15 protein-coding genes are annotated in these 12126 nt (G+C 40.4%); 12 read left to right on the plus strand and 3 right to left on the minus strand.

All coding sequences use genetic code 11. From position 1 onward, the window contains the following. Positions 1–57 precede the first annotated feature (57 nt). Positions 58–1263 carry a tyrosine-type recombinase/integrase gene (locus BDD43_RS13945; protein ID WP_121198254.1) on the minus strand — a complete coding sequence of 402 codons (1206 nt, stop codon included), beginning with the start codon at positions 1261–1263 and terminating at the stop codon, positions 58–60. 249 nt (positions 1264–1512) lie between these two features. Between BDD43_RS13945 and BDD43_RS13950 the strand changes: the two genes are divergently transcribed. The 7 genes from BDD43_RS13950 to BDD43_RS13980 all read left to right on the plus strand — a co-directional run bounded on the left by BDD43_RS13950 (position 1513) and on the right by BDD43_RS13980 (position 7528). Beyond that, positions 1513–1938 carry an EVE domain-containing protein gene (locus tag BDD43_RS13950; RefSeq protein WP_121198255.1) on the plus strand — a complete coding sequence of 142 codons (426 nt, stop codon included), beginning with the start codon at positions 1513–1515 and terminating at the stop codon, positions 1936–1938. 78 nt (positions 1939–2016) lie between these two features. Further along, positions 2017–3942: an ABC-F family ATP-binding cassette domain-containing protein gene (locus BDD43_RS13955; RefSeq protein WP_121198256.1), complete on the plus strand. Its 1926-nt coding sequence runs from the start codon at positions 2017–2019 to the stop codon at positions 3940–3942. A gap of 157 nt (positions 3943–4099) precedes the next feature. Then, positions 4100–5359 (plus strand): type IX secretion system plug protein, encoded by a 1260-nt coding sequence (locus BDD43_RS13960; protein ID WP_121198257.1) that lies wholly within the window; start codon positions 4100–4102, stop codon positions 5357–5359. An 85-nt stretch (positions 5360–5444) separates the two neighbouring features. Beyond that, entirely contained in the window at positions 5445–5960 is a 516-nt protein-coding gene (locus BDD43_RS13965; RefSeq protein ID WP_121198258.1) for an acyl-CoA thioesterase, read from the plus strand. Between the two features lie 62 nt (positions 5961–6022). After that, positions 6023–6370, plus strand: a complete 348-nt coding sequence (locus tag BDD43_RS13970) for an adenosylhomocysteinase (protein ID WP_147425639.1) — start codon at positions 6023–6025, stop codon at positions 6368–6370. A 44-nt stretch (positions 6371–6414) separates the two neighbouring features. Then, on the plus strand, positions 6415–6900 hold the full coding sequence (locus tag BDD43_RS13975; RefSeq protein WP_121198260.1) for a TlpA family protein disulfide reductase: 486 nt from the start codon (positions 6415–6417) through the stop codon (positions 6898–6900). Between the two features lie 10 nt (positions 6901–6910). Continuing rightward, positions 6911–7528: a thioredoxin family protein gene (locus BDD43_RS13980; protein ID WP_121198261.1), complete on the plus strand. Its 618-nt coding sequence runs from the start codon at positions 6911–6913 to the stop codon at positions 7526–7528. A 147-nt stretch (positions 7529–7675) separates the two neighbouring features. Here the strand turns inward: BDD43_RS13980 and BDD43_RS13985 are convergent, their stop codons facing one another. Together BDD43_RS13985 and BDD43_RS13990 are read right to left on the minus strand one after the other, a co-directional pair. Beyond that, a complete protein-coding gene (locus tag BDD43_RS13985) occupies positions 7676–8005 on the minus strand; it encodes a hypothetical protein (protein ID WP_121198262.1) in 330 nt (109 codons plus the stop codon). A 64-nt stretch (positions 8006–8069) separates the two neighbouring features. Then, on the minus strand, positions 8070–9413 hold the full coding sequence (locus tag BDD43_RS13990) for a dihydroorotase (protein WP_121198263.1): 1344 nt from the start codon (positions 9411–9413) through the stop codon (positions 8070–8072). Positions 9414–9497: 84 nt separating this feature from the next. Here BDD43_RS13990 and BDD43_RS13995 point away from each other — a divergent pair, with 84 nt between their 5' ends. From BDD43_RS13995 to gldC, 5 genes are all read left to right on the plus strand, one after another. Next, positions 9498–9725 carry a hypothetical protein gene (locus BDD43_RS13995; protein WP_121198264.1) on the plus strand — a complete coding sequence of 76 codons (228 nt, stop codon included), beginning with the start codon at positions 9498–9500 and terminating at the stop codon, positions 9723–9725. Further along, complete coding sequence (locus tag BDD43_RS14000; protein ID WP_121198265.1) at positions 9725–10015, plus strand: type II toxin-antitoxin system RelE/ParE family toxin; 291 nt, start codon at positions 9725–9727, stop codon at positions 10013–10015. Before BDD43_RS13995 ends, BDD43_RS14000 begins: the two co-directional genes overlap by 1 nt. Positions 10016–10079: 64 nt before the next feature. Then, positions 10080–11432 (plus strand): DEAD/DEAH box helicase, encoded by a 1353-nt coding sequence (locus BDD43_RS14005; RefSeq protein WP_121198266.1) that lies wholly within the window; start codon positions 10080–10082, stop codon positions 11430–11432. A 74-nt stretch (positions 11433–11506) separates the two neighbouring features. Then, positions 11507–11773, plus strand: a complete 267-nt coding sequence (locus tag BDD43_RS14010; protein ID WP_121198267.1) for a hypothetical protein — start codon at positions 11507–11509, stop codon at positions 11771–11773. Positions 11774–11788: 15 nt separating this feature from the next. Continuing rightward, entirely contained in the window at positions 11789–12118 is a 330-nt protein-coding gene (gene gldC, locus BDD43_RS14015; RefSeq protein WP_121198268.1) for a gliding motility protein GldC, read from the plus strand. The last annotated feature ends 8 nt before the right edge of the window (positions 12119–12126 follow it).

The raw sequence follows: 12126 nt of genomic DNA on the forward strand, positions 1-12126 counted from the left end.
ATTTATTATTTTCTAAATTGATTTCAATCAAAAAGCCCCTAATCAAAGGGGCTGGTATTAAAATTTTAAACTACCTGATGCTTTTATTTGGTTTTTATTCAACCTTTCTCTAATATATAGCGTGGTAACTTGTAAACTGCTATGTCGGTTGCGTTGGCGTATTTCTTCAAAACTTACACCTCCCTCTAAATCATAGTAATTACTCGAATGTTTTAGCGCGTAAAGTTTTAAGTGACTTGAAAGATTATAATCTTCGCGAAATGAACGCCATTTTTGACCAAAATAATCTTGATGGATTTGTAGTCTGGATGGCTTGCATTTATGACCGAATACAAAAAAATCAGGTGGTTGATCGGCAACCAAATCATCTAAAAGAATAAACGTTTCGTCATTTAGTTTGAAAACTGCTTCATCCCCATTTTTAGTTTTTTCTGGTGCTAATGTTAAAATTCGTTTAGAGAAATCAATGTCTGATACCTGTATTCGCGTTAATTCGATAGGGCGGATATTATAGTGGAAAATAAATTTTGTTGCGATATATAACCCCAAATAGCGTGCATCTTTCCTTAATAACTCCACTACGTTCTTTAATTCGTCTTCTTCATAAATTTTGAACCGCGAAGAATCTTTTTTGGTGCTCTTCTTTTTGGTTAAATTGACTGGATTCTCAGAAATAATTTTTAGGGTTAACAAAAAGTTAAAAAATGTACCTAAATCCTGTCTGTAGCAGTTGTAAGTAACCTTACCCCATTTGCGTTCTTGACTTGTTTTTTGCAAGAAATTATCAATGTCAATTTGAGTAAATGTGTTTGCTTTACGAAATAAGTATTTTTTTTCTGTTAGCCATTTTGTAAAGTAATCCATCAAATACCCGTTTGTCTTTAATCCTTTAGGTTTCATTGCGTTATTTGAAACCTTTATTTCACGCTCTTTCAACCAGTAGGCTATACACTCCTGAATAGTTGATAATGGAGTTATTGGTAAATCATTGAAGGTATTTTCAATAGGGTTCCAACCGTTTGATAAAAGATGTATCAACGCTGGTACCATCTCTTTTGCTTGTTTTTTCAATACGCTAATACTTTCACCTTTTTTAAGCCCTGCTAACTTGCGTTGACGTTCTTCTTTATTGGTTTTGGGATTTAAAAATTGAAAATGCAGGTATGGCTTTGTACTTTTACTGCCGGGAAATAACTTGAAATCGTAAGTTGACCACGATTGAATAAGGATTGAATCCTCTTTTTGCGATTTTATCTGTTTCATAGTAATGTTAAATTGAACCTTCGTTTATCAGAATTTCGATATATCGAAAAAAACTCGATAGGCTTTTTTTTAAACAGTACTCTTATACTGAATTGATAATGTAAATATAGTTCAGTAATGGAGCCCTGTCAATCAGACATATCATTTTTAATTTTTTTTATATTGATTTTGACACTTTTTTTATATGATTTTGACACCTTTTTTGACACCTTTTTTGACACCTGAACCCCTAAAAACAGCCTTTACGATATGAAAAACACATCCTTTTGGCTCGTAAAAAGTGAACCTGTAAAATATAGCTGGGAAAAATTTAATCAGGATGGCCGCACCTTTTGGGATGGCGTTCGTAATTACCAGGCGCGTAATAACCTGCGCGATATGCGCGAAGGCGATTTGGTTTTATTTTACCATAGTAACGATGGTAAGGAGGTGGTGGGAATAGCCAAAGTTGTAAAAGAAAGCTACCAGGACCCTACTACCGATGATAAAAACTGGGTAGTGGTTGATTTGTCGCCCGTGGAGACCTTGAAAAAAGCAGTAACGCTCGAAACCATTAAAGCCGACCCGCAATTGGCTAACATTAGTTTGGTGCGCCAGGGCCGCTTATCGGTAATGCTGCTAAAACAGGAAGAGTTTGACAGGATATTAGAGTTGGGCAATCCTCAAACCTTATAAACAGTTCAAATGCAGTAATTTGTAAAATTGTGTTCGCCCTTTAGGGGGTTAGGGGGCAAATACGTACCTTTGCGGCAAATGATTGCGATTAATAACCTTACGTTCGAGATTGGTGCAAGGGCCCTTTACGATGAAGCCAACTGGCATATTAAACCCGGTGAGAAAATTGGCCTGATTGGCGCCAACGGAACCGGAAAAACCACTTTATTGAAAATTATTGTAGGCGACTATAAACCTACATCGGGCACCATATCAAAAGCTAAGGACCTGGCTATGGGTTACCTTAACCAGGATCTGCTGTCGTACGCATCAGATAAAAGCATACTGCACGTGGCAATGGAGGCCTTTGAACGCCAAAATCAATTGCATACCGAAATTGAAACTTTGCTGCAAAAACTGGAAACCGATTACTCGGAAGATTTATTGCATAAACTAAGCGACAAACAAGTAGAGTTTGAAACCTTAGATGGTTACAATATTGAATATAAGGCCCACGAAATTTTAGCCGGTTTAGGTTTTACCGAAGCTGATACCCACCGCAAGTTAGCTACCTTTTCGGGAGGCTGGCGTATGCGGGTAATGCTGGCTAAAATACTTTTACAGGCTCCGGATATTTTATTGCTGGATGAGCCTACCAATCACCTTGATTTACCATCGATACAATGGCTGGAAGATTATTTGAGATCGTTTGAAGGTGCGGTAGTTATTGTATCGCACGATAGGTGGTTTTTAGACAAGGTTATTAACCGCACAGTTGAGTCGCGCAAGGGTAAGCTTACCGTTTATGCGGGTAATTACTCCTTCTACCTGGAAGAAAAAGCTTTGCGTGGCGAGATACAAAAAGGCGAGTTTAAAAACCAGCAAGCTAAAATTAAGCAGGAAGAGAAGCTAATTGAGCGTTTCCGTGCTAAGGCATCCAAAGCAAAAATGGCGCAGTCGCGTATTAAAATGTTGGATAAACTGGAGCGTGTTGAAGATGTTGATGATGATAACCCCGAGGTTAACTTTAGTTTCCGTTTCTCCAAGCAATCTGGCAGGCACGTGATAACTTTAGAGAATATCACCAAAAAATACCCTGCCATAGATATTTTAGATGATGCCGAAGCTGTAATTGAAAAAGGTGATAAAATTGCTTTAATTGGTGCAAACGGTAAGGGTAAATCAACCTTGTTGCGTATTGTGGCCGATGCCGATAGGAATTTTGAAGGTAAAATGACTACCGGCCATAACGTTACCGAAACTTTTTTCGCGCAGCATCAGTTAGAATCGTTACACCTGGAGAACGAGATATTGCAGGAGTTGCAGGCATTTGCACCAAAAATGACGGATACCGAACTGCGCTCTATCCTGGGTTCGTTCCTGTTTACTGGCGATGATGTGTTTAAAAAGATAAAAGTACTATCGGGTGGCGAAAAATCGCGCGTGGCTTTGGCCAAGGCGCTTACCGCCGACGCCAACTTTTTAATACTGGATGAGCCCACCAACCACTTGGATATTGCATCGGTAAATATATTGATACAGGCTTTGTTACAATTTGAGGGTACTTTTATTGTGGTTAGCCACGATAGGTATTTTTTAGATAATGTTGCCAATAAGATATGGTTTATTGAAGATCAAAAGATCAAAATTTACCCCGGTACCTATGCCGAGTACGACGCCTGGCAGGCAAAACGTAAACTGGAGCCAAAGGCTGCTACGCCTGCGCCTCAGCCTAAAAAGGAAGAGAAAAAGCCCGAACCTGTTAAACAGCAACAGCCAACCGAAGATAAATCAAAACAGTTAAAAAAGCTGAACCAGGATTTAACCAAAATGGAAGAAAAGGTTGCCGAACTTGAAGCAGCGGTAAAGCAACTGGAAACCAAACTGGCCGAAAGTGGTGTTTATAATGATGCAGCAAAATCTAAGGAAGTAAACGCCTCTTACCAACAAAAAAAGGCTGAACTTAAAAAAGTACAGGATGAGTGGGAAACTTTAGCCGGGCAAATATTAGAACTGGAAGCTTAGGCCAATAAAAAATGTCATTGCGAGGGACGAAGCAACCGCTCAGGTGGCATATTTGCCCTGGTAGTTCGCTGTTCTACGTGCGGTTGCCACGCTATCGCTCGCAATGACAAATTTTTAGTTTTTCATAGTTACGCAGTGAAAGAATTGACGAACTCGCATGATAAAAATCCAGTTATTCTTCATCTTGTTTTTCATCAAGGCGAGCACCTTGGCCCAGGTAACCTATGATGATCGGGTTTACCTGCCCGGCATCAAATCGGTTGAGTTTTACAATACCAGCAAGGCACAATCGTTCCCGGTTATCAATTTAAAATCGAGCGACGTATTGTTGCTGGCCTTCGACGATTTAAAGGGCGGCACAAGGTATTTAAACTACACCATACAGCATTGCGATGCCAACTGGAACCCATCGCAACTATCGCCAACGGAATACTTGCAAAGCTTTACCGACGACCGCATAACCGATTATCGCTATTCCAGCAATACTTTTCAAAAATATACCCATTACGAAGTTACTTTCCCCAACCAAAGCATCATTCCCAAACTGTCTGGCAATTATTTGCTCAAGGTTTATATTGATGGCGATGTGAATAAAATGGTACTAACCCGCCGTTTTTATGTGCTCGATTCTAAGGTTAGCATTAGTGCCAGTGTACAGCCATCAAATAATAACGCGCTGCGGCAAAGCAATCAAAAAATAAATTTTAACGTTAATTACGGCGGTTTGCTGGTGCAAAACCCCAATACCGATATTCGCGCACTGGTGCTGCAAAACGGGCGTACAGATAAAGCTCAAATGAACACCCAACCCGCCAATATACGCGGTAGCCAGTTGATTTACAATGATGTGAATACTAATGATTTTGCCGGAGGCAATGAGTTTAGGCATTTCGACCTGCGATCACTTAAACTGAATTCGGATAGGGTAGGGCGCATCTTTCGAGATACGGCAAATACGGTAATTTTATTGGGCGATCCTAACCGCAATCAATCAGCTTATTCGTTTCAATACGATAATAACGGAAATTTTTATATCCTGAACCAGGATGGCCAAAACCCTAAGATTGATGCCGATTACGTGCATGTTTATTTTAGTTTGGCAGGTAATAAAAACGATAACGATGGTGCGGCTTATATTGTCGGTAAGTTTAATAATTTTGAACTCAACGAGCAAAGCAAAATGCAGTTTGACAGCGGCAGAGCTCGCTTTTATACCGACTTGTACTTAAAACAAGGTGTATATGATTACGAATACATTTGGATAGATAAAAATACCAAAGTGCCGGATGAAATTGCATTTGAAGGGTCGTACTACGAAACGGAGAATGATTATCAGATATTGGTTTACTTCCGCCGGCCCGGTGCGCGGTATGAAGAGTTGGTTGGCTATACGTTATTGAATACAACGAAACGGTGACTACTCAAAACCAAAAACGTATTCTGTCGCCGGGTTATTTTGGTGGTTGTCTTAACATAGTTGTTAAAACAATTACTTTTGCCGAATGACTCCAAAATCTCCGCAAGATTCGCATACCATTATGAATGAACTGGTATTACCCAACGATACCAACACGCTAAATAATTTAATGGGAGGGCGTCTGCTGCACTGGATGGATATTGCCGCCGCAATTGCTGCTCAAAAACATTGTAACCGTATTGTGGTAACTGCGTCGGTAGATACGGTATCGTTTAAACATCCGGTTAAACTGGGCGATGTTATCAGTATCGAATCGAAGGTAACGCGGGCGTTTAATACGTCGGTTGAGGTTAGGCTGGATGTTTGGGCGCAAAATATACCATCGGGTACTAAAGTGAAGAGCAACGAAGCTTATTATACCTTTGTTGCCCTGGATGGTGATAGCCGTGTAGTGCCCGTGCCCGAACTGATACCCCAAACAGAGGAGGATTTGATGTATTTTGACGGTGCATTGCGCCGCCGCCAATTGCGTTTGGTTTTAGCAGGCCGTATGAAAGCCGAAGACGCCACCGAACTTAAAGCGTTGTTTTTTAAAGCATAGCCATATTGCTTTTAAGTAATACAATTGCGATATTTATATAGTTAAACTATTGCATGCAATTTATGAAGAAGCTTGCCTTAACTGTTTTAATAATAGCAGGTGTATTTGCGTTTGGCCATGCACAAACTATAGATACTACAAAACAAAAAAAGGATACAGTTGCCGTAAAAAGTAAACTTGCGGATGGTTCGTCGTTTGATAGAGCGATTGTAATTGCCGAAACTAGCGAGCGTACTGGCAACCCGGCAGAGTATTTATGGATAAAAAACAATTATCCAAACAGTAGGGTAAAGGGGCAAACGTTAAGCTATCGCAATAAAAAGCCTTACGACATTTTACACATTATTAATGCCGAGGGCGTGGCGCTTGATATTTACTTTGATATTTCAAATTTTTTCGGCAAGTTTTAGTAAATAGCAACATAAATGCGCAAAGCCAGCGTTTAAATTACAAAATGAATTATAAGGCATCTGTTTTTACTATACTGTTTGCATTAGTTAGCCTTTGTGCAGTGGCCCAAAGCAAAACTGTGCATTTGCTCAATATACAACAACTGGAAAAAAGGGTAAGCAACCCCGATACGGTTTATATAGTTAACTTTTGGGCAACCTGGTGCGGCCCATGTGTTAAGGAATTGCCAAATTTCGATGAGCTACAGCAGGCTTACAAAAACAAGCCGGTAAAAGTGTTGTTGATAAGTATGGATTTTAAATCGAAACTAAACGAGGTTAATGCTTTTGCCAAAACGCGTAAGTTGATAAGCGAAGTATATTTGGCTGACAAGCCCAGCGACCAGGACTTTATTGATGCTATTGATAAAAAATGGAGTGGAGCTTTGCCGGGTACTTTAGTGGTCAATACAAAAAAACATTTCCGTGAGTTTTATGAGCGGGAGTTTACTTTTAACGAATTAAATAAATTATACCAAACCAATAAATAACAAAAAAATCATGAAAAAAATTTTGGCCGTATTGCTGTTTGCCGCTATCGGTTTAACAGCTTTTAAAACAGCAGATAACACGGGTTACAAAGTTGGCGATGTTGCTGCCGATTTTAAACTGAAAAATGTTGATGGTAAAATGGTATCGCTGGCCGATTATAAATCGGCAAAGGGTTACATTGTGGTATTTACCTGCAACCATTGCCCATATGCCAAAGCTTACGAAAGCCGCATTATGGACCTTGATAAAATGTATGCGCCTAAAGGCTACCCGGTTATTGCTATTAGCCCTAACGACCCGGTGAGCGAACCACAAGACTCATTCGACAATATGAAAAAGCTTGCTGCCGAGAAGAAATACACCTTTCCGTATACTATTGACGAAACTCAGGATGTAACCCGTGCCTACGGTGCTAAGGCAACGCCACATGTTTACGTGCTGCAAAGAACAACAATAGGTAATGTGGTAAAATACATAGGTGCTATTGATAACGATACCGAAGGAACAAACCCTGCGCGCATTAAATATGTTGAAGCCGCAGTTAACGCCCTGCTAATTAGTAAAACTATTGAAACCAATACTACTAAGGCCATTGGCTGCTCAATTAAGTGGAAAAAAGGAGCGTGATCTAAATGTGCGAATGAGTTAATGTGCAAGTGTGCAAATTAATAAATAGAGGCGATGTGGCAAAAACCACATCGCCTCTATCGTTTATATCATTATTAAAAAGTAAATCTGCACACCTGCACATTTACTCATCTGCACATTAACAAATTATGCCTTTACTTCGGTTACTTTGGTAACTTCAATAGTGTCGTCGGTAACTTTGCCTTCTACGGTTACCTTTTTGCCGGCATATTTGGTTACCTCTTTTTGGTTGGATATTTTATAAACTTTATCGCCAACAACCAGCACCGCTGCCGATCCGCCTTTAATGCATTTGGCTGCACATGCGGCATGCTCTGCCGTGTTGGCTTTGCCTTTAGCAGCGCACATGGCATCGCCAATGTAACCTGTTAGTGTTGGCCCGTCGCCAATTTTGTTTATTGCAAAGGCGGCACTCATTGATAGCGCCATCACAAATAATAAAAGGTACTTTTTCATGTTAATTTGGTTTTTAATGTATTGGTAATCAAACTTAAATAAGTTTAATCAATTATCCAAAGGCTCATAGCCGATATGCACCAAAGGTTAGCCTCTGCCCCATAATCTCGTCAAACAACTTCCCGCGTTCATAAACCAAATTACCCGATACCACAGTATGCGTAATGTTTGAGCGAAACTCTTGCCCTTCGAATGGGCTCCAGCCACATTTGTATAGGATGTTTTGCTTATTAACCGTCCAGGGCAGGTTGAGGTTCACCAAAACCAAATCGGCCCAATAGCCTTCGCGAATGAAGCCGCGTTTTTGTACATTAAAACATATAGCGGGGTTGTGGGCCATCTTTTCAACCACTTGTTCTAAGGTTAGCTTGCCTTGGTGGTGCATTTCTAAAACGGCGGGTAAGGCGTGTTGTACCAATGGCCCGCCGGATGGTGCTTCTAAGTATGTTTTTGACTTTTCTTCTGCGGTATGTGGCGCGTGGTCGGTAGCAATAATATCAATACGGCCATCCAGCAAAGCGGCTAAAATAGCATCGCGGTCGGCGAGGGTTTTAACCGCCGGGTTCCATTTTATCAGGTTGCCTTTAGTTTCGTAATCAGCATCGCTAAACCAAAGGTGGTGTACGCACGCCTCGGCAGTAATTTTTTTATCCTTTAGCGGGATGCTGTTGTCAAATAAATGCGTTTCCCTTTCGGTGGAGATATGCAGGATATGCAAGCGCGTATTATGCTTTTTAGCCATTTCCACCGCCATGCTTGACGACAGATAGCAAGCTTCGGCACTTCGTATTTTTGGGTGCAATCTTACCGGTATATTGTCGCCAAGTAATTGTTTAAAATGGTTGAGGTTACTTTTAATGGTTGCCTCGTCTTCGCAATGCGTAGCAATAAGCATGGGTGTTTCGGTAAACAACCTTTCTAAGGTTTGAGGGTTATCAACCAGCATATTACCGGTGGATGAACCCATAAAAACCTTAATGCCGCAAACATTGGCAGCGTCGGTACGCAAAACCTCGTCTAAATTATCATTACTGGCTCCCATAAAAAAGGAGTAATTGGCCAGCGAAGTTTGCGCTGCAATGTTATATTTATCAGCTAATAACTGCTGTGTTAAAGCATTGGGTACAGTATTGGGCATCTCCATAAACGATGTAATACCCCCAGCTACGGCAGCCCGCGATTCGGTAAAAATATTGCCCTTATGTGTTAAACCCGGTTCGCGAAAATGCACCTGATCGTCAATACAGCCTGGTAGCAGGTGCAAACCTTCGGCGTTAATTTCGGTATCAGCCAGGGTGTTTATTGATGGCGCAATTTGGTATATCAAGCCATCTTTAACTAAAATATCGGCAACGTATTGGAGGCCTTCGTTAACTATAGTGGCTTGTTTGATGAGGATGGTAGGCATGTTTAGGTATTTAGATCAATATTTACAATTGGCAATGTTTTTATTTTGGTGCTAATATCTTAAATTTGTTTTAAAGGTACAGATATGACTGCCACAACCATTCGCAAAATAGTATTGGACTACCTGGCCCATGCCGAAGATGATAAGATTAAAGCTATTTACACTTTATTGAAGGATGATATTGGGTTAGAAAGCGATTTTGCTTTAACCGATGAACAATATAAAATATTGGAAAACGAACGCGAGTTGCACCTTGCTGGCAAAACTCAATCATATAATAGGGAACAGGCCCGGCAACTCATTAAGGGATAATGTACCAAATTGTTATTAAGCCGAAAGCCGTAGATATGGCAAGGGACGCTTATGTTTGGTATGAATTGCAACAACCCGGTTTAGGTGAATTATTTTTAAAGGAACTGGATAATTGTTATGACAAGTTGGAAGCATGGCCTATTGCGTATGCTAAAATTCGGAAAAATTTCAGGCAAATTATCCTAAAAAAATTTCCTTATGTTTTGGTATTTGAAATTATTAAGCACGAAGTAGTTATTTATGCTGTATTTCATACCAGCCTAAGTCCCAGGAAAAAATTCAAAAGATAATCTCAAAATACTTTCAAACTCTTCGTCTTCCTCACTTTCAGTCTAAAAGGTTACCTTTGCTGCTATGTCCGTAACTTTCGAAGATTTTAATTTTAACCGGCAAGTACTCAATGCCATTGCCGATGCCGGTTATACCGAAGCTACGCCTGTTCAGCAAAAAGCCATTCCGCCTATCATGAACGGTCAGGACGTGATGGGGATAGCGCAAACCGGTACCGGTAAAACCGCTGCCTATATGCTGCCCATTATTATGCGTTTAAAATATGCACAGGGTATGGATGCCCGCGCTATAGTAATTGCCCCAACCCGCGAACTGGCGTTACAAATAGAAGAAAACGCCCGCGAGTTTGCCAAATATACCGATTTGCGCATAGTATCGCTTTACGGTGGCCTTGGGCCTAAAACTCAAAAAGAGTTGATGGATAAAGGCGTTGATATTATTGTAGCTACCCCCGGCCGCTTTATGGATGTTTACCTTACGGGACACATGGTAACCAAAAAACTGGAAGTTTTAGTTTTAGACGAAGCCGATAAAATGATGGATATGGGTTTTATGCCTCAAATAAACCGCATACTAGAGGTTGTTCCGCGTAAGCGACAAAACCTGCTGTTTTCGGCAACCATGAGCGATAAGATACAAACCCTTTCTGCTAACTTTTTGGAGTTTCCAACCGTTATCGAGGTTACACCGCAGGCTACGCCGGCGCAAACGGTAAATCAAACGCTGTATCATGTACCCAACATGAAAACCAAGATTAACCTGTTGCGCAGGCTTTTGGATGCTCCTGACGATATTAAAAAACTCATCATTTTTTGTAAAACCCGTGTAGCTGCCGAAGACGTTTATAAATTTATCCTCCGCAAGTTTGGCGAAAAAGAAGTAAGGGTACTGCATGCCAACAAAGGGCAAAATACCCGCATTAACGCTATTAATGCCTTTAAAAACGACGAGGTTAAAATACTGGTTGCTACCGATGTTGCTTCGCGCGGAATTGATGTGAGCGATGTGAGCCACGTTATTAACTTTGATGTGCCGGTTGTTTATGAAGATTATGTACACCGGATAGGCCGCACCGGTCGTGCTTTCCAAAGCGGGGAGGCTATCACTTTTTGTAACCCTGCCGAAGAATATTACATCAAAAAGATAGAAAAATTGATAAGGCAACAAATTCCTGTTGTATTTTTGCCGCCGGAAGTTTTTGTTGACGAAACACCTTACGAGGAAAAACAGGAGCAAGATAGGGAGATTGACATGCAGAAACGCAAGGAAGATCCCGATTTTAAAGGCGCCTTTCACGAAAAGAAATCGTTAAGCCAGCGCAAAAAATTTGATGCAGCAAAAGCTAAAACCACACATAGTAACAGGCCCGGTAAAAAAGCTGCGGCTGCACGCTCAAACAGGCAACGTAAGCATTAATAAATTGAATAAATAATCCCGTTTGAGAGAGGCGAATAGCATAACTCTTACTTACTACCTTAAAGCACTGATAAATGAAACTCAAAATTACGCCACTCAACATAGCTACGGCCTTTTTTTTAGTAGCGGCGGCTTATGTTGGCATTTATGGCATTAAATTGGGCAATAGCAAAACGCTTAATTTTGGCGGAACCATTTGCGCCGTGTTTTTACTGTTTGCATTGGTAGTGTTTGTAATTGATATGATGCTGCGCAATTTTTTCGCGGAAACAAAAAAATTATGGATCATTGAGTTAAGCTTTATAACTTTAACTGCTGTGATTTACCTACTTATTAAATAATACGCTAAATAAAAAATGAAGAAAGCTGAAATTAAAATTATAGTTGAACTTGATGAAAATAACCTTCCCGAAAGTATTGTTTGGGAATCAACAGATTCGAAAAACAAAGAGGCATTGCCGGTTAAATCATTTAACCTGTCTTTGTGGGATCATAATTACCAAAATACGTTAACCATAGGCCTATGGACGAAAGATATGCCTGTTGACGATATGAAGCGTTTTTTTTACGAAACCCTGCAAACAATGGGCGATAGCTTTTTACGCGCCACAGGTGAAACTAATATAGTGGAAGACCTGCGCGACTATTGCGCACACTTTGCCGACAAAATGGAAATCAAACAATAAAAATTAAA

This window comes from Mucilaginibacter gracilis (assembly GCF_003633615.1).
GTDB lineage: Bacteria > Bacteroidota > Bacteroidia > Sphingobacteriales > Sphingobacteriaceae > Mucilaginibacter > Mucilaginibacter gracilis.

Excerpts from the sequence above, each read along its gene's own strand:
- BDD43_RS13950 (WP_121198255.1), top strand. The coding sequence starts at position 1,513 with ATGAAAAACACATCCTTTTGGCTCGTAAAAAGTGAACCTGTAAAATAT.
- BDD43_RS13945 (WP_121198254.1), bottom strand. The coding sequence starts at position 1,263 with ATGAAACAGATAAAATCGCAAAAAGAGGATTCAATCCTTATTCAATCG.
- BDD43_RS14010 (WP_121198267.1), top strand. The coding sequence starts at position 11,507 with ATGAAACTCAAAATTACGCCACTCAACATAGCTACGGCCTTTTTTTTA.
- BDD43_RS13965 (WP_121198258.1), top strand. The coding sequence starts at position 5,445 with ATGACTCCAAAATCTCCGCAAGATTCGCATACCATTATGAATGAACTG.
- gldC (WP_121198268.1), top strand. The coding sequence starts at position 11,789 with ATGAAGAAAGCTGAAATTAAAATTATAGTTGAACTTGATGAAAATAAC.
- BDD43_RS14000 (WP_121198265.1), top strand. The coding sequence starts at position 9,725 with ATGTACCAAATTGTTATTAAGCCGAAAGCCGTAGATATGGCAAGGGAC.
- BDD43_RS13960 (WP_121198257.1), top strand. The coding sequence starts at position 4,100 with ATGATAAAAATCCAGTTATTCTTCATCTTGTTTTTCATCAAGGCGAGC.
- BDD43_RS13985 (WP_121198262.1), bottom strand. The coding sequence starts at position 8,005 with ATGAAAAAGTACCTTTTATTATTTGTGATGGCGCTATCAATGAGTGCC.
- BDD43_RS13990 (WP_121198263.1), bottom strand. The coding sequence starts at position 9,413 with ATGCCTACCATCCTCATCAAACAAGCCACTATAGTTAACGAAGGCCTC.
- BDD43_RS13955 (WP_121198256.1), top strand. The coding sequence starts at position 2,017 with ATGATTGCGATTAATAACCTTACGTTCGAGATTGGTGCAAGGGCCCTT.
- BDD43_RS13995 (WP_121198264.1), top strand. The coding sequence starts at position 9,498 with ATGACTGCCACAACCATTCGCAAAATAGTATTGGACTACCTGGCCCAT.
- BDD43_RS13980 (WP_121198261.1), top strand. The coding sequence starts at position 6,911 with ATGAAAAAAATTTTGGCCGTATTGCTGTTTGCCGCTATCGGTTTAACA.
- BDD43_RS13970 (WP_147425639.1), top strand. The coding sequence starts at position 6,023 with ATGAAGAAGCTTGCCTTAACTGTTTTAATAATAGCAGGTGTATTTGCG.
- BDD43_RS13975 (WP_121198260.1), top strand. The coding sequence starts at position 6,415 with ATGAATTATAAGGCATCTGTTTTTACTATACTGTTTGCATTAGTTAGC.
- BDD43_RS14005 (WP_121198266.1), top strand. The coding sequence starts at position 10,080 with ATGTCCGTAACTTTCGAAGATTTTAATTTTAACCGGCAAGTACTCAAT.